The following is a 26,107-nucleotide window of genomic DNA, read 5'->3' as shown; positions in this document are numbered from 1 at the left end:
TGCTCTGCGGCGGTCATTCGACGGCGGACGCTTCGATCTTGTCCAGGTGCGGCGCCTTGCCATTGCAACGGCGCTGGTCCTGACGCTGGGCTACTTCTTGCACCTCACGGCGAGTCACAAGGTCGGCCAAGCTGATACCACTCAGAAATTCGTGAATCTGCAGGCTCAAGTCGCACCACAGATGATGGGTCAGGCAAGTATCGCCGCCATGGCAATCGCCCAGCCCCTGGCATTTGGTCGCATCGACCGATTCGTTCACGGCATCGATCACCTGGGCGACCTGGATGCCTTGCATCTCGCGCGACAGCTGGTAGCCGCCGCCGGGGCCGCGAACACTGGAGACCAGGTTGCTGCGGCGCAGCTTGGCGAACAGTTGTTCGAGGTAGGACAGGGAAATGCCCTGGCGCTCGGAGATATCGGCGAGGGACACCGGCCCGTGCTGCGCATGCAATGCCAGATCGAGCATTGCGGTCACGGCGTATCGGCCTTTTGTAGTCAGTCGCATGGACAATTACCACGGAGTTCGGAATGGGGGCGAGTATGCAATTCCCGAGTATTTAAGTCAAGTATAAGACCTAGTGCTTTACTCAGGTTTACCCGCAAAAGAGCGCGCGAATGATAGCAAAGGTAGGCGGCTAACGACCAGCGATACCGCGTTATCGTTCATCGCGAGCAAGCTCGCTCCCACAGGGCTCTCTGGCGAGCACATAATTCATGTACGACGCAAATTCCATGTGGGAGCGAGCTTGCTCGCGATGAGGCCAGCAGGGTTTCAACTGGCCTGGGTCTCATCCTTGTCCTTCACACACGCAAAGTCTTCCTCGCGCAGTTCAGGCAGGTCCTTGGCACAGTAATTACTGCCCAGGTCCTTCAGGGCGCCGCACATCCCTTCCAGGCGCCCGTCCACTGCTTGCAGGTGGTCGAGCAACTGGTTGATGGCGCGAGCCACCGGGTCGGGCATGTCTTCGCCAACACCGTAGGCGTCGAAGCCGATCTTTTCGGCCATGGCCTTGCGACGGGCGTCCTGCTCGTCATCGGACTTGACGATGATCCGCCCTGGAATGCCCACCACAGTGGCGCCGGGCGGCACGGCCTTGGTCACCACCGCATTGGAGCCGACTTTCGCCCCGGCCCCGACCGTGAACGGCCCGAGCACCTTGGCGCCAGCCCCCACGACAACGCCGTCTTCCAGCGTCGGGTGACGCTTGCCTTTGTTCCAACTGGTGCCGCCGAGGGTCACGCCTTGATAAAGCGTCACGTCGTCGCCGATTTCGGCGGTCTCGCCAATGACGATGCCCATGCCGTGGTCGATGAAGAACCGGCGACCGACCTTGGCGCCCGGGTGGATCTCGATCCCGGTCAGCCAGCGCCCGAAGTTCGAGACCAGCCGCGCCAGCCATTTCCAGCCCATGTTCCACAGGGCGCCGGACAGGCGATGGATCCAGATGGCGTGCATCCCCGGGTAGCAGGTCAACACTTCAAAGGCATTGCGCGCCGCCGGGTCACGATGAAAGACGCTCTGGATATCTTCACGCAAACGTTCGAACATTTTATTCCTTCCGCTTAATCAGCTCGCCACGGGCCGCTTTCTGGGTTTCCGTGAGGATGCCGCGCAATATATTCATTTCCGCCCGGCTTACCGAGCTTCGTCCGTACAACCGACGCAGGCGCGCCATCAAGTGCCGAGGCTTGTCCGGGTCGAGGAATTCGATGTCCACCAGGGTCTGCTCCAGGTGTTCATAGAATCGCTCCAGTTCGTCCATGGTCGCCAGTGTCTCACTGCGCGGCGACGTCGCCTCGTATTTTTCCAGCTTGCTGGGCTGGCCCTCGGCTTGCAGCCAGGCCATGCGCACTTCATAACTCAACACCTGCACCGCCGCCCCGAGGTTCAGCGAGCTGAAGCCGGGGTCGGAAGGGATATGCACGTGGAAATGACATCGCTGCAGCTCTTCATTGGTGAGGCCGGAATCTTCACGGCCAAACACCAAGGCGATCTGCCCGCCCTGCCCGGCCTCCTCGACCACTTTGGTGCCGCATTCTCGGGGATCGAGCAACGGCCAGGGAATGCGGCGGTCGCGGGCACTGGTGCCGAGCACCAGGTTGCAACCCACCAGGGCGTCTTCCAGCGTGGCGACGACCTCGGCATTGGCCAGGATGTCATTGGCGCCGGATGCCCGGGCATCGGCTTCGTGGTGGGGAAACGAACGGGGCTCGACCAGTACCAGCCGCGACAGGCCCATGTTCTTCATGGCCCGCGCAGCTCCGCCGATGTTTCCCGGATGGCTGGTATTGACCAGGACGACACGAATGTTCTGCAACAAGGGAGGCGCTCTCGAACACGATAAAGGGAGCAAATCTTACCTAAGCACCTACCGTTAAGCTATGAAAGCGAACACCAACCTTCTCCTGAGAAAACTTTCTGATAGAATGCGCGGCTTTCTTTAACAACCTTAGGTGACACCTCCATGCAGCCCATGCTGAATATCGCGCTGCGCGCCGCCCGCAGCGCCAGTGAACTGATCTTCCGCTCCATCGAGCGCCTGGATACCATCAAGGTCGATGAAAAAGACGCCAAGGACTACGTGTCCGAGGTCGATCGCGCCGCCGAGCAAAAGATCGTCGACGCCCTGCGCAAGGCTTACCCGAACCACTCCATCCTCGGTGAAGAGACCGGCATGCACGCCGGTACTGGCATCGAAGGCGAAGAGTACCTGTGGATCATCGATCCGCTGGACGGCACCACCAACTTCTTGCGCGGCATTCCTCATTTCGCTGTCAGCATCGCCTGCAAATACCGTGGCCGCCTGGAACACGCCGTTGTGCTGGACCCGGTTCGCCAGGAAGAATTCACCGCCAGCCGTGGCCGTGGCGCCCAACTGAACGGTCGTCGCCTGCGCGTCAGCGGCCGCACCAGCCTGGACGGCGCCCTGCTGGGCACCGGCTTCCCGTTCCGCGATGACCAGATGGACAACCTGGACAACTACCTGGGCATGTTCCGCGCCCTGGTCGGCCAGACCGCCGGCATCCGCCGTGCCGGTGCTGCGAGCCTGGACTTGGCTTATGTGGCTGCTGGTCGTTTCGATGCGTTCTGGGAATCGGGCCTGTCCGAGTGGGACATGGCGGCCGGCGCCCTGCTGATCCAGGAAGCCGGTGGCTTGGTGAGCGACTTCACCGGTGGGCATGATTTCCTTGAAAAAGGCCACATCGTTGCCGGCAACACCAAATGCTTCAAGGCTGTGCTGACGGCCATCCAGCCGCACTTGCCGGCTTCGTTGAAGCGCTAAGCAGCTCGGCTAGAAAAAAGCACCTTTCGGGGTGCTTTTTTTATGCCTACGTGCTCACCCCACTCACCCGTGGCGAGGGGATTTATCCCCGCTGGGCTGCGCAGCAGCCCCTCCCCAGCAGCCAAATTTAATCTGCCTGACACACTTGGCTGGCCGCAATTAGGGCCGCTACGCGCCCCAGCGGGGATAAATCCCCTCGCCACGATGGATGACACCTTGAATATGGATGCAGGCTGAACCACCGCTTTCGCGAGCAAGCTCGCTCCCACAGGGAAATTTGGGGTAGGCACAAGATTTGTGCCCACCGCAGATCCAATGTGGGAGCGAGCTTGCTCGCGAAGAGGCCGGCACATTCAATATCGATGCAAGCTGAGCCACCGCTTTCGCGAGCAAGCTCGCTCCCACAGGGGATTCGGGGTGGCGCTTGAACTGTGGGCATGAAAAAAGCACCCCGAAGGGTGCTTTTTCATAGCGGTTGGATCACTGGGCCGGTTCGTTCTGACCCAGGATCAGTTGGCCTTCCTTGCTCACCGGGATCTGGTTGCCCGGGTCGCGGTCCATACGGACTTTGCCTTCCTTGCCGTCGAGCATGTAGCGAACGTCGTAGCCTACAACCTTGTCGCTGATGTCATTGACCGTGTTGCAGCGAGTTTGGGTGGTGGTGTACGTGTCGCGTTCCTGCATGCCTTCCTGAATCTTGTTACCGGCATAACCGCCGCCAGCCGCACCGGCCACGGTGGCGATTTTCTTGCCGGTGCCGCCGCCGATCTGGTTGCCCAACAGGCCACCGGCCACAGCGCCGAGCACGGTGCCGGCGATCTGGTGCTGGTCCTGGACTGGCTTCTGCCGAGTCACGGTGACGTCCTTGCACACTTCACGCGGAGTCTTGATCTGGGTCTTGACCGGTTCCACGGCCAATACTTGCGCGTACTCAGGGCCACTCTTTACCAAGCTGTAGGTGGCGACCGCACCACCGGCAGTCACACCGACAGCACCCAATACCGCACCAACCAGCATCGATTTGTTCACTTGAACCTCCAGGGCCATCACATGCGGATTAATCCGCGCTTCTCCCAGCCTTGGAGCACAAAAAAAGGCGCGAGTTCAACTCGCGCCTTTTCTGCCGTGACGGACGGAAAACCGAGCCTTACGGGCGGTCGTCCACCTCGGTCTCGGTGGCTGCCGGAGGAATCAGATCCTCGGAGCTCAGGTTCAGCCAGATCAACACCACGTTGGCGATGTAGATCGACGAGTAGGTACCCGCCATCACACCAATGAACAGCGCGATGGAGAAACCGAACAGGTTGTCGCCGCCGAAGAACAGCAGCGCGGCAATCGCCAGCAAGGTGGAGATCGACGTCGCCATGGTCCGCAGCAGGGTCTGGGTGGTCGAGATGTTGATGTTCTCGACCAAGGACGCCTTGCGCAGTACCCGGAAGTTCTCACGCACCCGGTCGAACACCACGATGGTGTCGTTGAGCGAGTAACCGATGATCGCCAGCACCGCCGCCAGCACCGTCAAGTCGAAGGTGATCTGGAAGAACGACAGGATGCCCACGGTCACGATCACGTCGTGGATCAGCGAGACGATGGCCCCCACCGCGAACTTCCACTGGAAGCGGAAGGCCAGGTAGAGCATCACGCCGCCCAGGGCCAACAGCATGCCGAGGCCGCCCTGGTCGCGCAGTTCTTCACCCACTTGCGGGCCGACGAACTCCACGCGCTTGACCTGGGCCGGGTTGTCGCCGCCGGCCTTCTGCAAGGCTTCGGCTACCTGGTGGCCCAGTTGCGGGTCTTCGCCTGGCATGCGCACCAGCAAATCGGTGGTGGCGCCAAAGCTCTGCACGACGGCATCGCTGTAGCCCGAGGTCGCCAGTTGCTCACGCACCTTGCTGACGTCGGCCGGACGCTCGTAGGTCAGCTCGATGAGCGTACCGCCGGTGAAGTCCAGGCCGTAGTTCAGGCCCTTGGTGGCCCAGCTGAACAACGCCAGGGCCGTGAGGAACAATGTGACGCCGAACGCAATGTTGCGAACGCCCATGAAGTTGATTGTACGTAACATGGCAGCCCCTTAAATCCACAACTTCTTGACGTCACGACCACCATAAATCAGGTTGACCATTGCACGGGTCACCATGATGGCTGTGAACATCGAGGTAAAGATCCCGAGGGACATGGTCACTGCGAAACCCTTGACCGGGCCGGTGCCCATGGCAAAGAGAATCCCGCCGACCAGCAACGTGGTCAGGTTGGAGTCGATAATCGCAGTGAATGCGCGGCCGAAGCCTTCGTTGATTGCCCGCTGGACCGACATGCCCGCGGCGATTTCTTCACGTATCCGCGAGAAGATCAGCACGTTGGCGTCCACCGCCATGCCCATGGTCAAGACGATACCGGCGATACCCGGCAGGGTCAGCGTCGCGCCCAACAACGACATCAGGGCCAGCAGCAGCACCATGTTCACCGCCAGCGCAACCGTGGCGATCAAGCCGAAGAAGCGGTAGATGGCGATGATGAACAGCGACACGAACAACATGCCCCACAGGGATGCATCGACACCCTTGGTGATGTTGTCGGCACCCAGGCTCGGGCCGATGGTGCGCTCTTCAGCGAAGTACATCGGCGCGGCCAGGCCACCGGCACGCAGCAACAAGGCCAGTTCCGAGGATTCGCCCTGGCCGTTCAGGCCGGTGATGCGGAACTGGCTGCCCAGTGGCGACTGGATGGTCGCCAGGCTGATGATCTTCTTCTCTTCCTTGAAGGTCTGCACCGGTACGTCTTTCTCGACACCGTTGATCACTTGCTTGGTGTAGGTAGTGGTCGGCTTCTGCTCGATGAAGATCACCGCCATGCTGCGACCGACGTTGCTGCGCGTGGCGCGGCTCATCAGTTCGCCGCCGTGGCCGTCGAGGCGAATGTTCACCTGCGGACGACCCTGCTCGTCGAAGCCCGCCTGGGCGTCGGTCACCTGGTCACCAGTGATGATCAGGCCACGCTCGATCTGCGCCGCCGGACGACCGCCTTCACGGAACTCGAAGCTCTCGGAAGTGGCCTTGGACGCACCCGGCTCAGCGGCCAGGCGGAATTCCAGGTTGGCGGTCTTGCCGAGGATACGCTTGGCTTCGGCCGTGTCCTGCACGCCTGGCAGCTCAACCACGATGCGGTTGGCGCCCTGGCGCTGCACGATCGGCTCGGCCACACCCAGCTCGTTGACGCGGTTACGTACCGTGGTCAAGTTCTGCTTGATGGAGTATTCGCGGATTTCCGCCAGCTTGGCCGGGGTCATCGCCAGACGCAGCACCGGTTGGCCATTGAGGTCGGCCGGTACAATGTCGAAATCGTTGAAATTCTTGCGGACCAGCGCACGAGCCTGTTCGCGGGCGTCTTCATCGCTGAAGCCCAGTTGAATGGCACCTTCGAACTGCGGCAGGCTGCGATAACGCACGCGCTCTTTGCGCAGCAGGCTCTTGACGTCGCCTTCGTAGACTTTCAGGCGTGCGTCGAGGGCTTTTTCCATGTCCACTTCCAGCAGGAAGTGCACGCCACCGGACAAGTCCAGGCCCAACTTCATTGGGTGGGCGCCAAGATTGCGCAGCCATTGCGGGGTGGTCTGGGCCAGGTTCAGGGCTACAACGTAGTCGTCGCCCAACGCCTTGCGCACCACGTCCTTGGCCGGCAGCTGATCTTCAGACTTGACCAGGCGCAACAGGCCGCCCTTGCCGTTTTCAGCGATGGACGCAGCCTTGACCTCGATATTGGAAGCCTTGAGCGCAGCGCTCGCACGGTCCAGATCGGCCTGGGTGACCTGCAGCGCAGTGCTTGCGCCACTGACCTGAATGGCCGGGTCATCCGGGTAAAGATTGGGAGCGGAATAAATCAGACCGACCGCCAGCACCGCCAGGATCAGTAGGTATTTCCACAGAGGGTATTTGTTCAGCATCACGCCGCCCGCTTATGACGCGGGGCGCCTTGCGCGCCCCGTCGATTGAAGAGAAGTTGTTACTTAGATCGCTTTCAGCGTGCCTTTTGGCAGCGTGGCCGCGATGGCGCCCTTCTGGAACTTCATTTCAACAGTGTCGGACACTTCCAGTACCACGAAGTCATCAGCCACTTTAGTGATCTTGCCAGCGATGCCGCCGGTGGTGACCACTTCATCACCTTTCTGCAAGCTGCTGAGCAGGTTCTTCTGCTCTTTGGCGCGCTTGGCCTGTGGACGCCAGATCATCAGGTAGAAGATGACCAGGAAGCCGACCAGGAAAATCCACTCGAAACCGCCACCCATTGGCGCAGCTGCAGGTGCAGCGGCATCGGCCATGGCGTTAGAGATAAAAAAGCTCATTTAGCACTCCAGTTGCAAGTATTGAATCTAGGGATCGGAAAACTCAGTCCAAAGGCGGAACAGGCAACCCGCGCTTGGCATAGAAGGCCTCGACAAAGGCGGCCAATGTACCCTGTTGGATAGCCTCGCGCAAACCAGCCATAAGCACCTGATAATGGCGCAAATTGTGGATGGTATTGAGCATGCTGCCGAGCATTTCGCCGCACTTGTCCAAATGATGCAGATAAGCACGGGAGAAGTTCTGGCAGGTGTAGCAATCGCACGTCGGATCGAGCGGCGAATCATCATGGCGATGGAACGCGTTACGGATCTTCAGCACGCCGGTGTCGATGAACAGATGCCCATTGCGGGCATTACGGGTTGGCATCACGCAATCGAACATGTCCACCCCGCGGCGCACACCCTCAACCAGATCTTCCGGTTTGCCAACGCCCATAAGGTAACGAGGTTTGTCAGCGGGCATTTCGCCCGGCAGGTAATCGAGCACCTTGATCATCTCGTGCTTCGGTTCGCCCACCGACAGGCCGCCAATCGCCAGGCCGTCAAAACCAATCTTGTCCAGGCCTTCCAGCGAGCGCATGCGCAGGTCGCGGTGCATGCCGCCCTGGACAATGCCAAACAGCGCCGCGGTGTTGTCGCCATGGGCATTCTTCGAACGCTGGGCCCAGCGCAACGACAGCTCCATGGACACCCGCGCCACGTCTTCATCGGCCGGGTAAGGCGTGCATTCGTCGAAGATCATCACGATGTCCGAGCCTAGGTCGCGCTGCACCTGCATCGACTCTTCCGGCCCCATGAACACCTTGGAACCGTCCACCGGAGAAGCGAAGGTCACGCCCTCCTCCTTGATCTTGCGCATGGCACCGAGGCTGAACACCTGGAAGCCGCCGGAGTCGGTCAGGATCGGGCCTTTCCACTGCATGAAATCATGCAGGTCGCCGTGGGCCTTGATCACTTCCATGCCCGGGCGCAGCCACAGGTGGAAGGTGTTGCCGAGGATGATCTCCGCGCCAATCGCCTCGATGTCACGCGGCAGCATGCCCTTGACCGTGCCGTAGGTGCCCACCGGCATGAACGCAGGGGTTTCCACGGTTCCGCGGGGGAAGGTCAGGCGTCCGCGACGAGCCTTGCCATCGGTGGCAAGCAACTCGAAGGACATGCGACAGGTGCGACTCATACGGTTTCCTCGGGCCCGCGTGGCGCGGGGTTACGGGTGATGAACATCGCATCACCGTAGCTGAAAAAGCGGTACCCATGCTCGACGGCGGCCTTGTAGGCGGCCATGGCTTCGGGATAACCGGCGAACGCCGAAACCAGCATCAACAGCGTGGACTCGGGCAAATGAAAGTTGGTGACCAGGGCATCGACCACATGAAACGGCCGGCCCGGGTAGATAAAGATGTCGGTGTCGCCACTGAAGGGCTTGAGCACGCCATCGCGCGCGGCGCTTTCCAAGGAACGCACGCTGGTGGTCCCCACCGCCACCACCCGCCCACCGCGGGCGCGACAGGCCGCCACGGCATCGACGACTTCCTGGCTCACTTCGAGCCATTCGCTGTGCATGTGGTGGTCTTCGATGCGATCCACGCGCACCGGCTGGAACGTCCCCGCGCCGACGTGCAGCGTCACGAACGCCGTCTCCACGCCCTTGGCGGCGATCGCCTCCAGCAACGGCTGATCAAAATGCAGCCCCGCCGTCGGCGCCGCCACCGCCCCCAGGCGCTCGGCGTACACGGTCTGATAACGCTCGCGGTCCGAACCCTCGTCCGGGCGGTCTATATAAGGAGGCAACGGCATGTGCCCGACACGGTCGAGCAGCGGCAACACCTCTTCAGCGAACTCCAGCTCGAACAACGCATCATGCCGCGCCACCATCCGCGCCTCACCGCCGCCGTCGATCAAGATCGACGAACCCGGCTTGGGCGACTTGCTCGACCGCACATGGGCCAGCACCCGATGACTGTCCAGCACCCGCTCCACCAGAATCTCCAGCTTGCCGCCGGAAGCCTTCTGGCCAAACAAACGCGCCGGAATCACCCGGGTATTGTTGAACACCATCAAATCGCCCGGGCGCAAATGCTCGAGCAAATCAGTGAATTGACGGTGAGCCATGGCACCGCTGGCCCCGTCCAGGGTCAACAGTCGACTGGCGCGCCGCTCGGCCAGCGGGTGGCGAGCGATCAGCGAATCCGGGAGTTCGAAAGTAAAGTCAGCAACACGCATGATGGGGTTCGTCTAGCAGGGCCGGAAAGTCTAGCGGAAATATTAAAAATTCACCATGAAACGTGATTGACCAACGGTAGGCACCTCTCTATACTTCGCCGCCATTGAGCCCTGATGGCGGAATTGGTAGACGCGGCGGATTCAAAATCCGTTTTCGAAAGGAGTGGGAGTTCGAGTCTCCCTCGGGGCACCATCTTAAAGAAAGACCTTGAAATTCAAGGTCTTTTTTTTCGTCTGTAGGAAAGTGGTTTGGCCCATGATGGACGCAAATCTCACCCAGGGTGCCCGCTGTTGTGGCGAGGGGATTCATCCCCGCTGGGCTGCAAAGCAGCCCCCAATACCAGCCCTGTGCCGAGGAGAAACCTGCGATAAGAAAGAACCGGTGGCAGGAAAAACCCCGTGGCGAGGGAGCTTGCTCCCGCTTGAGCGCAAAGCGCTCACAAAATAGTCAGTCCCCACACCGATACTCCGACTAACACTCGCCAGGACATAAACCTTCAACCCAACTCCACCCCACCCTCCTCACCCAGTCACAAAGGATTTCACCCCATGAAATTGCTGCTGGAAACGGTCGCTCTTTACTCGCTCAAGCTGGCTTATGAGACAGAAGGCCACAGCCCGATTCTGCGGGATGATCCGTTGATGGGGAGTTGTGATCGGGAGGTTTTTGGGTTGTTGGTGCGGCGGGGGGATGTGGCTGGGATTCAGGGCGAAATCAGTCGATGCCTGGTTCTGGCGTTGGGGGCGGTTGGTGGGGTGGAAACCGTGCTTGGCTGTGAGCTGCATCGTTTGGCAAAGAATTTTGGTGCTGCACAGACGACCGAGGGGCTTTATGCTCCAGCTATCACTCTGAGGGATTATCTGCGGGATGTTCTTTGAGCAGGACATGACAAGCCAGAGGGTAACGAGCAACGGACCCGCCCCCTAGCGATTCAAAAAAATAGCGTTGTATTTACGCTGGCTAACCCGACAGGAGGAAATCATGATCGACTTTAAAGAGGCTGAAGCGGCTGCCCGTAATGGCTTCGATGATTTTGTAAAGGGAGCAAGTAACATCGTTCTGGAGGAAATTGTTATCTCAGATGACAATTCACGGTATGAAGTTACCTTTAGCTACGATGTCGACCGTACCCCTTCATCGATCTCAGGAACTCGTACTAGAACGCCGCTTTTTGAATTGGCCACTGTTTTGGGCAAGCGGAAAGAGTACAAGACTTTTTTGGTGTCCTCTAGGGATGGATCGCTCAAGGGCTTTAAGCGTTACAAAGGCCAATAAGATGGCCAAACACAAAAAAAGATCGGTACCCAATCACAAAAGAGACATAATTATTGACACTAATCTTCTGCTACTGTTGATAATTGGCAGCGTAGAAGAAGGCAGGTTCATCTCTAGCTCGAAGAGACTGAAAGACTTTAGCGTGGATGACTATGATTTATTGCTTAAAGCCATCAAACCATTTGGAGAGGGCTACACAACGAAATACATTGCCGCAGAGGTCTCCAACCTTCTAGATTTAAAGGATTATGCCCAAGAGAAAGCCTTTGAAATTGCCAGAACCATTTTTGAAACATTCAAAGAGATAGATTCCAATCTCAACGATGACTTACAAAACCCCTACTTCCCCCAATTCGGGTTGACTGACTCCAAGCTAATAGAATTGTCATCCACTCATTTAATATTCACCGCTGACGACCGGCTATCCCCTCTATTATGGGGATCTGGCGAGGGAAATGTTTACTCACTAGCGATGATAAGAGCACTCGCCTCTTAAGGTCGAGTGGGCCACTGGGGAAACTATCGGAAAATGGTTAAACCGTTGCCAAGGATACAGGTGAATCTACAAATCGAAATCGAACGAATCTTTGGCAACAATACGTTCGCCAGACCACTGTTCTATTCCTATCCCGGCGGCCTGCGCCTTGAACTCTCCGAACCCGGCGGCGTGGTCGATCAGTTCCTAACCGCGCTCCGCAAAGCGACAAAAATCTGTAACGACATCTTCCACGGCGAAGACGAGCTCGTCGTCTGCCTGCGCGCCTACTCTGACGCAAGCCATTTCATCCACAGGCCAGAACTTCGCGCGCTGCGATCAGCCGGGATACTCCTTCAAACTCCCCATCTGCCACCTTGAGACGTTGCTATGGGGAGCCCTAGCCAAAGACCTCGCGCCGATCCAACCGCAATTCAACTGCATTTTGTATCTCTTCAACCTGCCACAGGGCGTTGTGGTCTTTCCCTATGACGACAGAGGCATGGATGTCGTTGGGCCTAACGAAACGCTACTCAGGCAGTTGTACTGCCAGCATCAAGAATATTTGCTGGACTACGACCGCGCAGAGATGGATAGCACATTTGCAACGGCCCCCCCTTCCCCACCTTCTGGCCCTTCAGGCAACAAGCTCTTCAAGTAACCAAGGAATGTTCATAGCATTGAAGGACTCAGATTGATGTCAATTTCCATAGGGAGGTAGGCATACTGTCAAAGGATCCCCTCAAATGCCCATCCAACGAAATGAACAGCGCTGCTTTCTGCCGGGATGAAACACAGCACATCATGCTGACAGCCGAGACTGAACATGCCATCCAGCCAAGCATCAAAATCTGCCATATCTGCAGGTTCAATCACTGCTGCTTTCCCGTCCGATCTAACGTCCAGAGTTGAGGGCCTATACCAGATATTAGGGAAAACCGACCTGGCAACGCACGCAGGCATTGAGGTCAGCCTATGCGGAGAGGATTTGGTCATTCCCTATCGAATCCATCACGAGGGTGACGAGCAAGGATGTTTACAGTTAGATGGACTCCAGCGCGTCATGTATTCCTGCATCCTGACAAGACATCACGATGGCCATGTCCGACACCGCCAACTCGAGCAAATTCTGTCTGTGCCTGAACCCTGGGTTGTCCCGTTCGTGATGCAACTTACTGGCGAGTACGTAATGGAAATACTCGACACCTGCGAAGCTCATCTGCCAACACTCGATTCGGAGCTTTACAGGGCATTTATTAAAGACAATCCCAAATATTTCAAAGCGCTACAGGATCGAATGATCAGCTACTGGGATTGCTACTACCGTCACCGGTACGAGGACCGGCGGGACTACGTGGGGTTTAGGCTATTCGAACACTTTCGCACGCTGGCAACGTCATAGGGGTGAGGGAAGTCACGTTAGCGTGTGACCGGCATTGGTTACCCCTAGCTGGCCTGCACGAATCTACCCGAGCACAAAAAAGGCCTTGCCAGGCAAGACCTTTTTCCATTCCAGGGCAGCGCGTGACTCAGTTGCCCTACCTCACCTCAACAATATCCAAAGCCCGATTCGCCAACAGCTCACTCACTTCAATCACCTGCAAAATCCCCAACGCCACCCGCCTTCGCGAGCCATCCAGATCGAATGCAAGATCACTGATCATCGCATTCGCCGAAGCCAGATTCTCACTCAGATTCGCAAGCAAGCACTCAGAATCCACATTCGGATCAATCCGGAAAATTGAGTCGGTCTTGTCAGACGTTTCGACCTTAGGCTTGGGCTTCAGGTAGTAATCCAGCGCCCGCGTGGCAGCGTCGTCGATTTTCTTGTTGCGGGCAGACTGAGCACGAGAAACGTGCTCATCGGTAACTGGGGGATTCGGTGTAATTTTGACCATGGTCCTAGCTCTCTTTTGGTTAAGGCTACGACCCGTTCGCGACTAAACGATTGGGAGGCAGCTGTACGCAGGTTAGTCGACCGACGAGCTAAGAAATCGGCGCGCCCGGAGGCGCCCTGCGCACAGCCACCATCGAGTGCAGGGATGGGGATACCTGACTGACGGACGCTTGAGCGACTTAGCTACGGCGGGCGACTAAACCCGGTCACTGATAAGCAGCGACAGATCCCAAACTACCGACGTAACCCAAGGCGCACAAGCCGGCGGATTCTGGCGTAGTTGTAGGCAAAGGCGCAAGGCGATGTGGGCTGGCGAGGCTTTGTTGGCGGTGTCTGTCGGGCGTTACTGACAAGGCTTCATTTGGCTGGCGTGAACAGTTGCCCGATGGATAAAGAGGGGCTGCTGCGCAGCCCAGCGGGAGCAAGCTCCCTCGCCACGGGGTTCAGCGTTTACTCAACTGAGCAGCGTAGTAATAAATAGGTCTGTCCCTTTCTGGACACAGCACCTATCCCGGGCAGCTCAACTGTTCAGGACGAAGCTCAATGGAAAAGAGTGTGGTGTTCCTGGCCAGATAGACATGCTCCTGGTGAAACTTGAACCTGCCCATCATCGCCAGCAACTGCGGTTCCTTGCAGGCCAGTTGCTCCAGACCACGGCGTACTCCCGCCTCCATGCTGGCCTTGCGTTCCTCGGAGAGGCTGCTTGCTGCCAAGTCGATCCTGTAGCGGTAGAAGATCGTGTCGCCGTAGATGAAACCGACGTATTCAAGTGTGGTTATCGCATCCACTTGCTTTGGGAGGGTCGCGTCCAACTGGGCGAGGTGCTGGACCAGTTGCGCCTGCTGGGCCACCTTCTCCCGCTCGGCCTTGAGCGCGGAATAGCGTCCAACCCCGGCAATCAGTACCACCGCAGCGATACCCAGATAGAAATTACGCGGGTTGCGCCGCTTCTTCGGCGCCAACTTCATCAACATACTAATGACTCGTCCTGAGCATGAAAAAGCCCCTAGCGAAACCAGGGGCCACGGGTGAAAACGGCATAGCCTGACACAATCACCTGACAGCCTATAGCCGTTGCCGCGACAGAATGGTTTTCAAGGCGTCACAAAATATCTTCCCATTCCATCCCCTCCCGCAAAGCCCCCATCCGCTCCAGCAAAGTCCCCTTCCGTCCCGCACCCCGATAATCCCCCGCTTCACCCACCCCAAGCGCTACAACCGAGCACCGCGTCCCTCCCATGAACCTACGCACCTTCATTCGCAGCTACTGCCTCAACGCCAGGCTCGCCACGAATGCACTCACCCGCCTGCACAAATCGCTCTCTTCCCTGGTCGCCTACCTGGCCCAGCAAGGCTTCGATTCCAACATTTGGCCCGCCACCCGTGACGAAGCCGAGTTGGACCGTCACCTCAACAACCTGTGCCCTGAGCTGGCGACAACGGTGTTCACCCACGCCCGCGAAGGCATCATCCTGGTCGATCCATTCGGCCGGGTCATCGGCGTAAACGAGGCCTTCACCCGTCTCACCGGCTACAGCCAGGAAGAGGTGCAGGGCCGCGAGTTGAATTCCCACCGCATGGTCCGTCGCCTCACCGCTTTTTACGCCCCCATGAGAAACGCCCTGGATTTCCATGGCCATTGGTCCGGTGAGATCCAAAGCAATCACAAGGACGGCCGGGAGATGACGTCGCGGATCAGCATCAGTGCTGTGCATGACCGTCACGGTAATGTTCAGCACTACGTGGCGCTGCTCGGCGACATGACGCAGATGAAGCAGCGTCTGCAGTTGCTGGAGCGGGATGCGCGGTATGACGCGCTCACGCAGTTGCCCAATCGGTTGTTGTTGGCCGAACGGATGCGGCAGGCGTTGGGCAAGGCGCGGATTTATCAGCAGAAGGTGGCGATCGCGTTTATTGACCTGGATGGGTTCAAGGCGCTGAACGACAGTTATGGCCATGACTGGGGCGATCGGGTGCTGCAGATTGTCGCGGCGCGGATCAATGCGACGTTGCGTGAAGGCGATACGTTGGCCCGGCTCGGAGGGGATGAGTTTGTCGCCGGGCTGGTGGGTTTGCACGCGGAGGAGGACAGCGAGCCGTTGCTCAAGCGGATGTTGGCGGCGGCGAATGCGCCGATTGTGATTGGTGCGCAAAAAGTAGAGATCGCGGCGAGTATCGGGGTGGCGTTTTACCCTGAGCACGGGCATGAGATCGATGGGTTGATCAGCAAGGCGGATCAGGCCATGTACTTGTCGAAGAAGGCTGGCGGTAATCGCCTGGCGTTTTGTCCGACGCGGTTTATTTCGCTCAATAGCGAAGTCTGACGGTGGTGCCGAGGGTGCGTTCGCTGCCGGTCATGACGCCGTAGTCGCCGGCGCCGAGCAGTGAGTAGACGGCGGTGATGTAGTTGCGGTCGAAGACGTTGCGCACCCAGCCTTCGACTTCCCAGGCACGGCCCTGGCTGCGCACGCCCAGGCGCAGGTTGGTGAGGCCGTAGCTGGGTTGATAGCTGCCTTCGCCGCCTTCGAGGGTGCCGTAGTAGCCGGTGCGGAAGCTGTAGTCGACGCCGCTGTAGAGTTCCAGGCCGTAGGGCAGCGGGTGGGTGTGGTCGAGGCCGCTGCTGAGGCTCCATTCCGGCGCGTTGTAGAGCCGCTCGCCGCTAAGGTCGCAGGTCCATTGGCCCGAGGCCGGTGGGCACGGCGCGTTGGGGAAGCTGCGGTAGCGCGCATCGCTCCAGGCCACGCCCAGGCGGCCGGTGAGTTGCGAGGTGAGTTGCCAGGCGGAATCGAGTTCGATGCCGCGCAGGTGGACTTTGCCGACGTTGATCAGGTTGTCCCGCAGCGGCGGCGCGAACAGCGATGTGGGCGGGCTGTAGGTGAGCGCCTGGTAGTCGTCGACGTCGGTCTGGTAGACGGCGAGATCGAGCATCGCGCGCTGGTCCCAGAACCGCGTCTTCATGCCCGCTTCCAGGGAGGTGGCGCGTTCCGGCTCGAAGGTCGCCGCGGTAAACGGGCCGATCACGTCGAAGTTGATGCCGCCAGCCTTGTAGCCTCGCGACCAACTGACGTAACCCATCATCCCGTCGTTGAAGCGGTAGCTGGCGCTGAGCAGGCCGGAGACGTTATTTTCTTTGATGGAGTCTTCGCGGTAGTAAGCACGGCCGAGGGCGATGTCCCGCAGCAGTTGCCCGCCCACTTGGAACACCGGGGGCAAACCCGTCAGCGGGGCGAGGTTGCTGGCATCGCGGGAGATCCAGCCGTCCTTGCGCTCCTGGCTGTAGCGCAGGCCGCCGGTGAGTTCCAGCGGGTCAATCGGGCGCCAGGAGAGTTGGCCGAAAACGGCGCGGCTGTCGCCGTTTTGCTCGCCGTCGTAGCGTTGCCGCGCACCGTCCAGCAACAGGGCGGGCACCTGGCTCGGATCGGTGATGTTGATGCCCAGTTTTTTCAACTGCTCCAGTTGATCGCCGACGAACCAGGACGCGGCGTCCTTGCCGTATTCGACGTCGATCTGGCGGTCGAGCTGTTGGCGCAGGTAATACAGGCCGGCGACATAATCGACGGACGAGCCGGCCGTGCCGGACAGGCGCCATTCCTGGCTGAACTGCCGGTGGTCCAAAGCGGCTTCGGATTGCATCACCGAACGTGCGGTACTGTCGGCGTCACGGTCGGCGCGGTAATCCCAGTCGCGGTAGGCGGTGATGCTGGTCAAGCGCATGGCCTCGTCGAGGTCCCAGTTCAATTCCAGCGAGACACCGTTCTGCAGGGTTTGCGGATGTCCCGGCGCGTCGATGCGGGATTCGCGTTTGTAGGGGTCGGGCTCGGCCAGCGGATAGCCGAGGAATTTGGCGCGCTTGCGGGTTTGCTCGCCGTAGTGATTGACCAGCAGCACGTTGCCGGCTTCGTTCTGCTCGGCGTAGTCGGCGATCAGGCGGGCGCTGAAGTCGCTGTTCGGCGTCCACAGCAACTGACCGCGCAGGCCGTGGCTGTCGGCGTCGCCGAGGCGGCTGCCGTCTTGCAGGTTTTCCACAGAGCCTTCGCTGGAGCTGTCGAACACGTTGAGTCGACCCGCAAGCACGTCGTCTTGCAGCGGCCCGGAAATCGTCCCGCGATATTCCCGCAGGCCACGCTCGCCGTAGCTGGCTTCGAGGTTGGCTTCGGGCTGGAACGTTGGTTGCCTGGTGACGATGTTCAGCGCGCTCGGCGGTGGTGTTCTTGCCGAACAAGGTGCCTTGGGGGCCGCGCAAAACTTCGATGCGTTCGATGTCCATCAACTCGGTGAAGGCCATGCCCTGGCGCGCCTGGTAGACGCCATCGACGTAGGTGCCGACGCTGCCTTCCAGGCCATCGTTGTAGGCGGTCGCACCGAAGCCGCGCAGGCCGAAGCCGGCGTAGCGGGCGTCGTGGCCGGACACGATCAATCCGGGCACGCGTTGTTGGATGTCTTGCAACCGGTGCAGGCCGGCCTCGTCCAGTTGCTCGCCGTAGAGGACGTTGATCGGGATCGGCACGTCTTGCGGGTCTTCTTCGCGACGGCGAGCGGTGACGGTGGTTGCGTCGAGCGTGAGGGCGCTGGGCGTCTCCTGTTCCGCCTGGGTCGACACCCAGGGCAACGCGCAAAGGCTGCCGAGCAAGAGCAGCCGATAACCCAGACCCGGCATGCTAGAACTCCCGAGCCATCGCGCGATGCACCGTGTCCTGGCAAACCAGCGTTTTGATCCTCGCCAGCAATTCGCGGCTGTCGGCGGGCTTGAGCAGCACCGCGTCGAAGGTCAGGTCTTGCGGGTAATCTTCCGGCCTGCGTGGCGGGATCGCTGAATAAAGCATCACCGGCAGGTCGTGCTCACGGTCGCGCACCTGTCGTAGCAGTTCCCAACCGTCCATGCCGGGCATCATCTGGTCGCTGATCAGCAGGTCGATCGGTTGCTCCGCCAGGCAGGCCAAGGCATCTTCGCCGTGCGTTGCGATGCTGACATCGAAACCATAGCCGGCCAGCAGATCATAGAGCCATTCGCTGTTCTGCTCGATGTCGTCCACCAGCAGCACGTGTTTGCCCTCGCCATCGAGCGGCGTGACGTTATTGTCGACGATGCCGTTTTCCAGGTCGTGCTCGTCGGCGCATTTCAACTGCAGACGGAAACTGAAGTGGCTGCCCTGCCCCGTGGCCTGGGGTTCGAGGCGGCTGTCCATGCGCTCCAGCAATTGGCTGACGATGGACAGGCCCAGCCCGCTGCCTTCGTAGCGTTGCGCGTTGCGGCCACGGCGGAACGGTTGCAGCAGTTGTTCGAATTCATGCGGGTCGATGCCGATGCCGGTGTCGATCACGCTGAAGCGCAGTTCCACGGTGTTTGCGGTTGCACCTGGGCCACCGTTCACCTCGAAACGAATCTGGCCGTTGCGGGTGAATTTCGCCGCGTTCGCCAAAAGGTTCATGAGCACCTGCCGAAGCCGTTTGAAGTCGGCCTCCACCAGCGGTGGCAGGTCATCCGCCAGTACCGCGTTGAAGCTGTTGCCCTGGCGTGCGGCGAGGAAGCCCGCTTCGTCTGCGATCTCTTGGAGGAAGCCGTACAGATAACCCGGCGCGAGGGCCAGTTGCATCTGCTCCAGTTCGCCACGGGAAAACTCGAGCATCTCGTCGATCAGCTCCAGTTGCTGGCGGGCGTTGCGCTCGATGGTCGCTTGATAGTCGCGGTTCGGCCCAGCGTGGAGCAGGCGCGCGTAGTCGATGATGCGCACCAGCGGCGAGCGCAGGTCGTGGCTGATCCGCGCCATCAACGCACTGCGCGCCTCGAGGGATTCGCGCAATTGCGAGGTGCGCAGCGCCACGGTGCTTTCCAGGCGTTCATGCTCGGCCTGGCGTTGTTGGTCGAGGGTGGACAGGGCGTGTTTTTCGCGGTTGCGGCTGCGGAGGACTTCCATGATCAAGGTGCACACCAGCAACACAACACCCGGCAAGGTCGACGATAAATTGTTTTTGCTGTGCGGCGACTGCCAGGGCAACTGTTCCTGCGGGAAAAAATTCCGCATCAGCATTTGCCCAACCAGCAGTCCTGGCACCAGCCAGGCCATCCAGTTGTAGCTAAGCCTTTTGCGCCACGCCATGAATAACGTGGGGAACAACGCGCCGTAGAAACTCAGCAGGGACATCTGGACTATCTGTGCGCCCTGGACTGGATCGACCTTCAGCCACCAGACGCGGCCGAGAATGCAGCCCAACAGCGGCACCCAATAGCTCCAGCCAATGATTCTGGGCAGGCGGGCAACCTGCAACAGCACGCGCATGTAGGCGAGGAAGAGGACGATTGAAAGCGCGCTGGCGCAGGTCATTAGCTCCCGTGTCCAGCCCAGCGCGGTGGGCCAGTAGATCAAGTAACCGTTGATGATGCAGGTCATCAGGATGTAGCTCAGGACCGCGCCCGCATTCACGCTCAGCAGTGGGGAGCGCAGGATCCAGCCGACGATCAGGCCGAACGGCACGACCAGCAGGACAATGCCGAGGGTCAGTCCGTCGCTCAGGTACGTCTGTTGCTGACTGCGCAGCAGCGCCGGTTCGGACCACAGTTCCGGCTCCAACAGCATTTGAAAATTGCTCGCCACCCGGACGAACACCGTGGTGCTCTCCCCCGCCACCAACGTGACGGGGAACGCCGGTTGACGCGCTGCCGGCTGGGGCCATTCGGCCAGGGGATAGGCGGCTCCGCCATGGGCATCCTGCCCCGGCTGGTAGACGCGGATGTCTTCCAGGCGCGGCGCGCCGACCACCAGCAGGCGCGAACACGTCGCAGCGCTTGAGTTGGTCAGTTGTAATTTCAACCAGAAGGCCGAGCGACTGTAACCCTGCGTCGGCCAGCCTGGAGTCGCCACCTTGAAATCGGCGTCAGGCCGTTGCGCGACTTCTTGCAGGCTCAGGCGTGCCTGGGTGTCCTCGAAAATCTGCACCACCGGCATCAGGTTCAGATAGTCGGTGCGGCAGATATCCACAGGCGCCGCACGCAGCACACCTGTGGATAACATCATTATCGTCAGCAACAGTAATTGTAGAAGCCGCATCAGGCGCGCCCGGCCGACTCGGTTTCAACGATGCCCAGGGCTTGCTGGCGAAACTGGCTGGGCGTCATGCCGATTCGCTGGCGGAAGGCGGTGGTGAAATTGCAGGCGTTGCGAAAGCCCACCAGCTCGGCGACGTCCTGCACGCTCATGGCGCTTTCGCAGAGCAGATCCTGGCCGCGTCGCAAACGCGCGTCGCGAATATAGGCGAACACGGTCATGCCCAGGTGCTCGCGAAAAATCGCGGTGAGACGTTTTTCATGGGTGCCGACCTTTTGCGCGAGGCTGGCCAGGGACGGGATGTCGTCCAACTGGTTTTCAATCAGTCGCATCGCCGCGCGCAGGACGATTTCGTCGCCTTGCGGTTCCGGATCGGCCGGGCTGGCTTGAACGGTTGGCGGCGCGCGCCAGGTCAATTGCAGGTGGATCTTGATGCGTGCGAGCACTTCTTCCGGGGCGCAGGATTTGGGGATGTAATCGACGCCACCGACGGTCAAGCCTTCAAGGCGTTCCATCGAGCTGTTGGCCGACGACAGAAAGAGAATGGGCGTCTGCCGGGTCGCCGGAGCCTCGCGCAGAAGCCTGCACAGGCTGAAACCGTTCATATGCGGCATGTGCACGTCCAGCACGATCAGGTCCGGGCGTAAGGCCAATGCGCGCTGATAACCCTGGAGGGCATCGCTGGCCAGGGAAACGCGCCAGGGCTGCGCCTTCAATAGAACGAGCGTTGCGCGGATGTCCTCCGGGACATCGTCAATCAGCAGAATATGCGGCGGCTCGGATGACACCGCCGCGCCCCCAGCCATCGCCGCCCGCCTTTCGTATCGTCCGTCGTCCATTCGCTACGTTCTCTTATCGTGCTTTTTCCAATTCAATTGCCGGAGCAACAGGATTTTTCAAAACAATTCGATGGATCAGTAAAAAATCGTTATACCGATAGCGGCAGGTCCGGCGAAGACTTGAAGGCGCCCAACTATCCTTGGTCGCTATGCTGAGGCGATCCCACTTCAACAGGCAGGCTGCGATGATCCAATGTAAACGCGCCTATGAAACAGCCAGCGCCGAGGATGGCGTGCGGGTGCTGGTCGACCGGCTGTGGCCGCGTAGTTGCCCCAAGGATGCCCTGGCGATTGCCGAGTGGCTGCCGGAGGTGGGGCCTTCCCACGCACTGCGCAAGGCGTTCAAGGCGGGGGCGGTTTCGTTTGCCGAGTTCAGGGCGGCCTATCGGCGTGAGCTGGCGGCCCGACCGGAGCATTGGTGGAAGTTGGTGGACGTCGCGCGGGGCGGGACGCTTACCCTGGTGTATGCGGCCAAGTCGACGCGCGAGAACAATGCGGTGGTGTTGGCGCAGTGGTTGGAGGATGAGGTGGATAAGCGCGCGGAGGGGAACTCGCCGGTGTGTTATCTGGATGAGTTCCCGGAGCTCTGAGATGGGCTTGCTTTGACCCGTGGCGAGGGAGCTTGCTCCCTCGCCACGGGTTATTGATTTGCCTAAGATCGGCGCAGAGAAATCACAAGGAAGACCACCGTAATGCAATCGCAATTCGATCCGTTGGTCCACATCGATTGGAAAACCCCGGGCAGCGACCTGCTCGGGCTGTTGCAGCATTACTATCCCGACATCGATGTGTTCGCCGGTCCGGGGTTCGAGGCGTTGCTGGACGAACTGTCCAACGAGATGCCCGAGGTCTGCTTCGAAGCCCTGGCGCCGGTGCTGGCGGGTCGGGGTTTTGACTTGTGGAATCTGGATGCCGGCGCTGATGATTATCGACCGGTGATCTTCCCCTCCGATCAACGCGAGGCGTTTGCCCAGTATTGGCAAAGCCCACGTGGCGAGCCGAGGTTCACGCCGATTTTGATCGAGCCGCAGAAGCCTGCCGTCACCGAGCATAAGCCGACCAAACCCAAGCGCGGCAAGCTGAAGTGGCTGCAGGAAGTCCATGACTACCCCGGCCCTACCTACGTGCATGGATACAACTACCGCAACGGCTGGGCTGCAATCACCGAACAGGATGAAGATCGCTGGCTGTGCTTTTTGATCGACTACAACCAGTGGCCGCCCGCCGAACAGGACATGCTCGAACAACGCACCGATGAAGTGGATGGCGCGGACCTGCGCCTGATCGACGCCAACACCCGGCGCAGCCTGTGGAGACGCCAGGTCAAACACGGCGATTACAGCGCGGATGATCGGTTCAAATACGAGATTCGCCGGGGCGATGCCACCGAGGACTTCGGCCCTGCCGGGCTGCAGTGGCCGGCATTCGAAGAGCCCTGCGTCGTCGTAGACGATGAGATATTCGAGCGCCAGCGCATCTACGAACCCAAGCACCTGACACGGATCTGGCGGATCACGGCGGACAGCAGCGAGGTGATTTTCGAAGACTCGGACGAGCTCACCATCCTGCCTGTCGGCGGGCGTCGATTGTTGTTCATGCAGCACAACGGCAAGCGCTGCTGGGTCTGGAACCAGGACACCCAACAGGCCATCGTCGCCAAGCCGATGCCCACCGAGGCTTATAAGCTGAGGGCATCGACCGCGTACTTGGGCGGCGACGAGATTCTGCTGTTCAGCGAAAGCGCGCGGCAGAACGTCGAGCACTCGGGTTATCAAGAGACCGTGCTATTGGCGTGGCGCTTCAATTTCATCGCCGGCGCCAAATCAAAGGCGACGCTGGACGGTTTCGGCAGTGAGCTGCGCCAGGACACACGTCTGCTCGTCACGCAGCCCAAGCAGGTGATTACGTTGCGCACGTTCCATGGGCAACTGCAGGTAGCGCGCGGGCATGGCGATTGGTGGGTGTGGAGCTACCGCGCCAACACCTTTGGCACACACACGCAGGCCTGGTTTTGGAATCAGCGCAGCAATGAGGTGGTGAAGCTGACCAGCAAGGATATCCCGCGCATCAAACCGGAGATTCGTTATCTGCCGTCGCTGGATCGGTACCTGGCGTTCGAGGCGGATTTTGTGGCGCAGTTGCCGGAGTTTAGCGAGATCGTTGAGGCCAAGGGGTGTGAGGTTCTGACTTTCAAGTGATGCAGCGCTGACGTACCGCATTTTCTAAATCCCCGGCCCCTTTGTGGCGAGGGGGCGTTTCCTAAATATTCAGCACCCCACGAAACCCACGCGCCGCGTAATACGACTGCACACCGTTGTGGTAGATGAACACCCGACCATAACGGTAATCGCCAAAAATCGCCCCATCGAGCGCACGAAGTTCCGGAGGCGTCGCCAGCCAACTGGACGTCTTGGCATCGAACTCACCGAGCGTCTGCAGGGCTCGGTATTGCTCCTCGGTCAACAGGGTTATCCCCATGTCGTCAGCCATCTCGATCGCGCTGCCCTTGGGCTTGTTCTCCTTGCGCGCATCCAGGGCGGCGCGGTCATAGCAAAGGCTTCGGCGCCCGGTGGGGCTCTCCTTGGCGCAATCAAAGAAGGTGACAACGCCAGTTCCCGGGTCGAGGCCGATCACGTCGGGCTCGCCGCCGGTGGCCTCCATGGCCTGGAGGGTTTTCAGGGCATTGGGGTTGTTTTCGAGCCGGGTCTGGATGTCGGACCAGGGGATGTCTGGGTGACGGTTCGGGTGTTGTTCGAAGCGGGTTTTCAGGGTTTGAAGCAGCGCTTGTTGTTCTTGTTTTTTCATGTCGTGAAATTCCTGGTGATCGATTAATCGTTTCTAAAGATTGAAATTTTCAGGCAGGACATATGCCGCAAAGGTCCTCGCATTGCCGGCCATGGCGCGCCTCACCAGAATAGCCCGCCTATTTAACCGCAAGGATCGCAATGCGCTTGATAAGGAGTGCGGAAAAGGGGCTTGAACCGACCGAGTCTCCCGACATTGCCGCACATTTGGTCGATGACGCCCTGATGCGCGGCCATGTCATCGACGGGCTCGATCAGTTTGGAATGCGGGCGAAGATCAACCGGGACAACGATATCGTCGAGGCCGTCCGGAACGGAGACCTGCTGCTGGTGAAGTCGGGGCTCGCCAGCTCAGGCGGCGGTTTCATGCCGCGCCTGGCGCCGGAGCCAGAACAGCTCCCCGTCCCCCCGGAACAATGGCCGTTGCCCAAGCCCCGGCAAGACTTGGTCTTTGCCAAATCCTGCATCGCCGAGAACTGGTGCCAAACGGGCGCCGGCACGACGCCTGAGCCCGCCTCGAATTTCGGCCGGATCATGGTGGCGGGCGCCATGCTCATGCCTTCGGCAAGTACCGCAATCGCCTCGGCGCTTGGCGCAGACCTCGCGCTGGGCCGCATCGCCGGCGGCGGGATCATGCAACAACGCCTCACCTGGGCGGTACGCGGCGCGGGCGGCCCTGCCAGCGTTTTCGTCCTGGGCATGCTGCCCACTAAAATGGCCGACGGCACCCTGTACACCGACGACCAGCTACGCCGCCTGAACCACGCAACCACACGTGTCCGCTTCCAATTCCGCCGTGACGCCGACGGCGTGCTCCAGGTGTACGGCATCCACAGCGGTCCCTCGGCCGACGACTCGGTGCGCACCGTGCAGGTGACCTGGAACACCGACCAGACGGCGATGGAGGCGACGCTCAACGGCATCACCCTCATCTGGACGCCGCAGCAGACCCCGCTTGGTTCGCTTCCACCGCTGACCTACCCCGACGATATCGGCAAGCAGCTGGGCACGATCCTCGTCCATCCGATCGCAGAGGACGTCGACAGCCAGATTGATGGGCTGCCGGGAGAAGATGTTACGGCGGATGACGGTATCTTGGTGTTTCCGGCGGATACGGGGCTGAAGTCGCTTTATGTGGTGTTTGCGCGGCCTGCTAAAGGAGACCATAAATACTATCCGCCTCCTAAAGGGCTTATTGCGTTTCCTGATGCAAAAATTGCCACTCGCAAAACGCCGGTAAAAGGCGGAGGAGGTCTACGGAAGCGATGGAAAACAAGGGACGGGACTATCTACGAATGGGACTGCCAGCATGGGAAAGTAGAAAAATACAATAAACGTGGAAAACACCTAGGGGAATTTGACTCCGAAACCGGTGAACAAACCAAAGATGCAGACAATACACGTGAGGTAGAACCTTGAAGTACATTGTTGAAGCTTTTGACAGATCTAGCGACTTCTTAGTTTTTGAGATTGATCTTCCCGAAAACTGCGATGCGCAACTGAAACAAATCATGGGATGGTCCACCCCCCAACGCGGCGATGAAGGTTATAACCTGAGCCCCAGCCAAGCCGCAGCTATTGAAGCATTGGCCGGCAAGCGTTTTTACGATGATGATCATATATTTCAGCTCACCTGTAACATAGATTAAGGAGCGACACGCAGAATGTATTTGGAGATCACCGGTTATTTTTCTGAGGGCCACGAAGACGACTTTATTCAATTTGAGCTCGACGTACCCCCTGAGTATGAGTCAGCAATCATGAAAATTCTGGGATGGAGAAGCTTGGCTGACGAGATTGTTGGTGAGTTGCCATTAAGCGTTGCGCAGGTTCGACAGATAGAACAAGTAATACAGCAACCGCTACCTGAAAATCTCGATCTATTCATCGGCGTACGGGGATGACAGAAAACAGCGGAGACGACTAA

The 26,107-nt window shown here is 59.5% G+C and carries 28 protein-coding genes, 1 tRNA gene and 1 pseudogene; 13 read left to right on the top strand and 17 right to left on the bottom strand.

What is annotated here, in order from left to right:
* Positions 1-13 precede the first annotated feature (13 nt).
* The 3 genes from iscR to trmJ all read right to left on the bottom strand — a co-directional run bounded on the left by iscR (position 14) and on the right by trmJ (position 2,321).
* A complete protein-coding gene (gene iscR, locus AB4N42_RS08635) occupies positions 14-505 on the bottom strand; it encodes a Fe-S cluster assembly transcriptional regulator IscR (RefSeq protein WP_030139599.1) in 492 nt (163 codons plus the stop codon).
* Positions 506-772: 267 nt separating this feature from the next.
* Entirely contained in the window at positions 773-1,549 is a 777-nt protein-coding gene (cysE, locus tag AB4N42_RS08630) for a serine O-acetyltransferase (RefSeq protein ID WP_003197992.1), read from the bottom strand.
* Position 1,550: 1 nt separating this feature from the next.
* Positions 1,551-2,321, bottom strand: coding sequence for a tRNA (cytosine(32)/uridine(32)-2'-O)-methyltransferase TrmJ (gene trmJ / locus AB4N42_RS08625; RefSeq protein WP_198796291.1), 771 nt, complete (start codon positions 2,319-2,321; stop codon positions 1,551-1,553).
* Positions 2,322-2,465: 144 nt separating this feature from the next.
* Here trmJ and suhB point away from each other — a divergent pair, with 144 nt between their 5' ends.
* Entirely contained in the window at positions 2,466-3,284 is an 819-nt protein-coding gene (suhB, locus tag AB4N42_RS08620) for a type III secretion system regulator SuhB (RefSeq protein ID WP_003185165.1), read from the top strand.
* Between the two features lie 480 nt (positions 3,285-3,764).
* On the opposite strand, the gene AB4N42_RS08615 is transcribed toward suhB, so the two are convergent.
* The 6 genes from AB4N42_RS08615 to queA all read right to left on the bottom strand — a co-directional run bounded on the left by AB4N42_RS08615 (position 3,765) and on the right by queA (position 9,846).
* Positions 3,765-4,313 (bottom strand): glycine zipper 2TM domain-containing protein, encoded by a 549-nt coding sequence (locus tag AB4N42_RS08615; RefSeq protein ID WP_014336691.1) that lies wholly within the window; start codon positions 4,311-4,313, stop codon positions 3,765-3,767.
* Between the two features lie 118 nt (positions 4,314-4,431).
* The gene (gene secF / locus AB4N42_RS08610; protein ID WP_460116100.1) at positions 4,432-5,346 is read right to left on the bottom strand and encodes a protein translocase subunit SecF; all 915 of its coding nucleotides are present in this window, start codon (positions 5,344-5,346) and stop codon (positions 4,432-4,434) included.
* A 9-nt stretch (positions 5,347-5,355) separates the two neighbouring features.
* Positions 5,356-7,224, bottom strand: a complete 1,869-nt coding sequence (gene secD / locus AB4N42_RS08605) for a protein translocase subunit SecD (protein ID WP_460116099.1) — start codon at positions 7,222-7,224, stop codon at positions 5,356-5,358.
* A 63-nt stretch (positions 7,225-7,287) separates the two neighbouring features.
* Positions 7,288-7,623 carry a preprotein translocase subunit YajC gene (gene yajC / locus AB4N42_RS08600; protein WP_007956696.1) on the bottom strand — a complete coding sequence of 112 codons (336 nt, stop codon included), beginning with the start codon at positions 7,621-7,623 and terminating at the stop codon, positions 7,288-7,290.
* 43 nt (positions 7,624-7,666) lie between these two features.
* Positions 7,667-8,782: a tRNA guanosine(34) transglycosylase Tgt gene (gene tgt / locus AB4N42_RS08595; RefSeq protein WP_181288045.1), complete on the bottom strand. Its 1,116-nt coding sequence runs from the start codon at positions 8,780-8,782 to the stop codon at positions 7,667-7,669.
* Between the two features lie 14 nt (positions 8,783-8,796).
* Positions 8,797-9,846, bottom strand: coding sequence for a tRNA preQ1(34) S-adenosylmethionine ribosyltransferase-isomerase QueA (gene queA, locus AB4N42_RS08590; protein ID WP_460116098.1), 1,050 nt, complete (start codon positions 9,844-9,846; stop codon positions 8,797-8,799).
* Positions 9,847-9,954: 108 nt separating this feature from the next.
* On the opposite strand from queA, the gene AB4N42_RS08585 reads away from it, so the two are divergent.
* The 6 genes from AB4N42_RS08585 to AB4N42_RS08560 all read left to right on the top strand — a co-directional run bounded on the left by AB4N42_RS08585 (position 9,955) and on the right by AB4N42_RS08560 (position 12,258).
* Positions 9,955-10,039 (top strand) — tRNA-Leu (locus AB4N42_RS08585).
* A 356-nt stretch (positions 10,040-10,395) separates the two neighbouring features.
* The gene (locus AB4N42_RS08580; protein WP_460116097.1) at positions 10,396-10,725 is read left to right on the top strand and encodes a hypothetical protein; all 330 of its coding nucleotides are present in this window, start codon (positions 10,396-10,398) and stop codon (positions 10,723-10,725) included.
* A 103-nt stretch (positions 10,726-10,828) separates the two neighbouring features.
* Positions 10,829-11,122, top strand: a complete 294-nt coding sequence (locus tag AB4N42_RS08575) for a hypothetical protein (protein ID WP_460116095.1) — start codon at positions 10,829-10,831, stop codon at positions 11,120-11,122.
* Positions 11,123-11,264: 142 nt separating this feature from the next.
* Positions 11,265-11,618 (top strand): PIN domain-containing protein, encoded by a 354-nt coding sequence (locus AB4N42_RS08570; RefSeq protein ID WP_460116094.1) that lies wholly within the window; start codon positions 11,265-11,267, stop codon positions 11,616-11,618.
* Positions 11,619-11,678: 60 nt separating this feature from the next.
* On the top strand, positions 11,679-11,978 hold the full coding sequence (locus AB4N42_RS08565) for a DUF3885 domain-containing protein (protein WP_460116093.1): 300 nt from the start codon (positions 11,679-11,681) through the stop codon (positions 11,976-11,978).
* Between the two features lie 4 nt (positions 11,979-11,982).
* Positions 11,983-12,258, top strand: coding sequence for a DUF3885 domain-containing protein (locus AB4N42_RS08560; protein ID WP_460116092.1), 276 nt, complete (start codon positions 11,983-11,985; stop codon positions 12,256-12,258).
* 68 nt (positions 12,259-12,326) lie between these two features.
* On the opposite strand, the gene AB4N42_RS08555 is transcribed toward AB4N42_RS08560, so the two are convergent.
* The 3 genes from AB4N42_RS08555 to AB4N42_RS08545 all read right to left on the bottom strand — a co-directional run bounded on the left by AB4N42_RS08555 (position 12,327) and on the right by AB4N42_RS08545 (position 14,468).
* The gene (locus AB4N42_RS08555) at positions 12,327-12,473 is read right to left on the bottom strand and encodes a hypothetical protein (protein ID WP_460116091.1); all 147 of its coding nucleotides are present in this window, start codon (positions 12,471-12,473) and stop codon (positions 12,327-12,329) included.
* Between the two features lie 662 nt (positions 12,474-13,135).
* Positions 13,136-13,495, bottom strand: coding sequence for a DUF6124 family protein (locus AB4N42_RS08550; protein WP_460116090.1), 360 nt, complete (start codon positions 13,493-13,495; stop codon positions 13,136-13,138).
* A gap of 505 nt (positions 13,496-14,000) precedes the next feature.
* Positions 14,001-14,468, bottom strand: a complete 468-nt coding sequence (locus AB4N42_RS08545; protein ID WP_460116088.1) for a hypothetical protein — start codon at positions 14,466-14,468, stop codon at positions 14,001-14,003.
* Between the two features lie 264 nt (positions 14,469-14,732).
* Here AB4N42_RS08545 and AB4N42_RS08540 point away from each other — a divergent pair, with 264 nt between their 5' ends.
* Positions 14,733-15,818: a diguanylate cyclase domain-containing protein gene (locus AB4N42_RS08540; RefSeq protein ID WP_460116087.1), complete on the top strand. Its 1,086-nt coding sequence runs from the start codon at positions 14,733-14,735 to the stop codon at positions 15,816-15,818.
* On the opposite strand, the gene AB4N42_RS08535 is transcribed toward AB4N42_RS08540, so the two are convergent.
* The 4 genes and pseudogenes from AB4N42_RS08535 to AB4N42_RS08520 form a co-directional block, all read right to left on the bottom strand.
* Positions 15,802-17,568, bottom strand: a complete 1,767-nt coding sequence (locus AB4N42_RS08535; RefSeq protein WP_460116086.1) for a TonB-dependent receptor — start codon at positions 17,566-17,568, stop codon at positions 15,802-15,804. The genes AB4N42_RS08540 and AB4N42_RS08535 overlap by 17 nt on opposite strands.
* Before the next feature lie 187 nt (positions 17,569-17,755).
* Positions 17,756-18,151: pseudogene (locus tag AB4N42_RS08530) on the bottom strand (TonB-dependent receptor plug domain-containing protein); the annotation flags it as partial.
* A 1-nt stretch (position 18,152) separates the two neighbouring features.
* Positions 18,153-20,507 carry a hybrid sensor histidine kinase/response regulator gene (locus AB4N42_RS08525; protein ID WP_460116085.1) on the bottom strand — a complete coding sequence of 785 codons (2,355 nt, stop codon included), beginning with the start codon at positions 20,505-20,507 and terminating at the stop codon, positions 18,153-18,155.
* 32 nt (positions 20,508-20,539) lie between these two features.
* Positions 20,540-21,343 (bottom strand): response regulator transcription factor, encoded by an 804-nt coding sequence (locus AB4N42_RS08520; RefSeq protein WP_051065899.1) that lies wholly within the window; start codon positions 21,341-21,343, stop codon positions 20,540-20,542.
* A 218-nt stretch (positions 21,344-21,561) separates the two neighbouring features.
* Between AB4N42_RS08520 and AB4N42_RS08515 the strand changes: the two genes are divergently transcribed.
* Together AB4N42_RS08515 and AB4N42_RS08510 are read left to right on the top strand one after the other, a co-directional pair.
* Positions 21,562-21,966, top strand: coding sequence for a DUF488 domain-containing protein (locus AB4N42_RS08515; protein ID WP_030138645.1), 405 nt, complete (start codon positions 21,562-21,564; stop codon positions 21,964-21,966).
* A gap of 102 nt (positions 21,967-22,068) precedes the next feature.
* Positions 22,069-23,574 carry a hypothetical protein gene (locus tag AB4N42_RS08510; RefSeq protein WP_460116084.1) on the top strand — a complete coding sequence of 502 codons (1,506 nt, stop codon included), beginning with the start codon at positions 22,069-22,071 and terminating at the stop codon, positions 23,572-23,574.
* 61 nt (positions 23,575-23,635) lie between these two features.
* Here AB4N42_RS08510 and AB4N42_RS08505 read toward each other — a convergent pair whose 3' ends face one another.
* Positions 23,636-24,181: a DUF4256 domain-containing protein gene (locus AB4N42_RS08505; RefSeq protein WP_460116083.1), complete on the bottom strand. Its 546-nt coding sequence runs from the start codon at positions 24,179-24,181 to the stop codon at positions 23,636-23,638.
* A gap of 140 nt (positions 24,182-24,321) precedes the next feature.
* Between AB4N42_RS08505 and AB4N42_RS08500 the strand changes: the two genes are divergently transcribed.
* Genes AB4N42_RS08500 through AB4N42_RS08490 form a run of 3 tightly spaced genes read left to right on the top strand, consistent with a single transcriptional unit; the run spans position 24,322 to position 26,084 of the window.
* Positions 24,322-25,599, top strand: a complete 1,278-nt coding sequence (locus AB4N42_RS08500; protein ID WP_460116082.1) for a colicin E3/pyocin S6 family cytotoxin — start codon at positions 24,322-24,324, stop codon at positions 25,597-25,599.
* On the top strand, positions 25,596-25,829 hold the full coding sequence (locus AB4N42_RS08495; protein ID WP_039592147.1) for a DUF7683 domain-containing protein: 234 nt from the start codon (positions 25,596-25,598) through the stop codon (positions 25,827-25,829). The genes AB4N42_RS08500 and AB4N42_RS08495 overlap by 4 nt, the downstream gene beginning before the upstream one ends.
* Before the next feature lie 15 nt (positions 25,830-25,844).
* Positions 25,845-26,084 (top strand): pyocin S6 family toxin immunity protein, encoded by a 240-nt coding sequence (locus AB4N42_RS08490; protein WP_030138641.1) that lies wholly within the window; start codon positions 25,845-25,847, stop codon positions 26,082-26,084.
* The last annotated feature ends 23 nt before the right edge of the window (positions 26,085-26,107 follow it).

It is taken from the genome of Pseudomonas sp. H2_D02 (assembly GCF_054677635.1).
The sequence above is the reverse complement of the archived record's forward strand: the minus strand, read 5'-3'. Positions and strand labels throughout refer to the sequence as shown.

Bases quoted from the DNA above. Each gene is read 5' to 3' on its own strand.
- iscR (WP_030139599.1), bottom strand. From the start codon at position 505: ATGCGACTGACTACAAAAGGCCGATACGCCGTGACCGCAATGCTCGAT.
- cysE (WP_003197992.1), bottom strand. From the start codon at position 1,549: ATGTTCGAACGTTTGCGTGAAGATATCCAGAGCGTCTTTCATCGTGAC.
- suhB (WP_003185165.1), top strand. From the start codon at position 2,466: ATGCAGCCCATGCTGAATATCGCGCTGCGCGCCGCCCGCAGCGCCAGT.
- secF (WP_460116100.1), bottom strand. From the start codon at position 5,346: ATGTTACGTACAATCAACTTCATGGGCGTTCGCAACATTGCGTTCGGC.
- secD (WP_460116099.1), bottom strand. From the start codon at position 7,224: ATGCTGAACAAATACCCTCTGTGGAAATACCTACTGATCCTGGCGGTG.
- yajC (WP_007956696.1), bottom strand. From the start codon at position 7,623: ATGAGCTTTTTTATCTCTAACGCCATGGCCGATGCCGCTGCACCTGCA.
- tgt (WP_181288045.1), bottom strand. From the start codon at position 8,782: ATGTCCTTCGAGTTGCTTGCCACCGATGGCAAGGCTCGTCGCGGACGC.
- queA (WP_460116098.1), bottom strand. From the start codon at position 9,846: ATGCGTGTTGCTGACTTTACTTTCGAACTCCCGGATTCGCTGATCGCT.
- AB4N42_RS08580 (WP_460116097.1), top strand. From the start codon at position 10,396: ATGAAATTGCTGCTGGAAACGGTCGCTCTTTACTCGCTCAAGCTGGCT.
- AB4N42_RS08575 (WP_460116095.1), top strand. From the start codon at position 10,829: ATGATCGACTTTAAAGAGGCTGAAGCGGCTGCCCGTAATGGCTTCGAT.
- AB4N42_RS08550 (WP_460116090.1), bottom strand. From the start codon at position 13,495: ATGGTCAAAATTACACCGAATCCCCCAGTTACCGATGAGCACGTTTCT.
- AB4N42_RS08545 (WP_460116088.1), bottom strand. From the start codon at position 14,468: ATGTTGATGAAGTTGGCGCCGAAGAAGCGGCGCAACCCGCGTAATTTC.
- AB4N42_RS08540 (WP_460116087.1), top strand. From the start codon at position 14,733: ATGAACCTACGCACCTTCATTCGCAGCTACTGCCTCAACGCCAGGCTC.
- AB4N42_RS08525 (WP_460116085.1), bottom strand. From the start codon at position 20,507: ATGATGTTATCCACAGGTGTGCTGCGTGCGGCGCCTGTGGATATCTGC.
- AB4N42_RS08520 (WP_051065899.1), bottom strand. From the start codon at position 21,343: ATGGCTGGGGGCGCGGCGGTGTCATCCGAGCCGCCGCATATTCTGCTG.
- AB4N42_RS08515 (WP_030138645.1), top strand. From the start codon at position 21,562: ATGATCCAATGTAAACGCGCCTATGAAACAGCCAGCGCCGAGGATGGC.
- AB4N42_RS08510 (WP_460116084.1), top strand. From the start codon at position 22,069: ATGCAATCGCAATTCGATCCGTTGGTCCACATCGATTGGAAAACCCCG.
- AB4N42_RS08505 (WP_460116083.1), bottom strand. From the start codon at position 24,181: ATGAAAAAACAAGAACAACAAGCGCTGCTTCAAACCCTGAAAACCCGC.
- AB4N42_RS08500 (WP_460116082.1), top strand. From the start codon at position 24,322: ATGCGCTTGATAAGGAGTGCGGAAAAGGGGCTTGAACCGACCGAGTCT.
- AB4N42_RS08490 (WP_030138641.1), top strand. From the start codon at position 25,845: ATGTATTTGGAGATCACCGGTTATTTTTCTGAGGGCCACGAAGACGAC.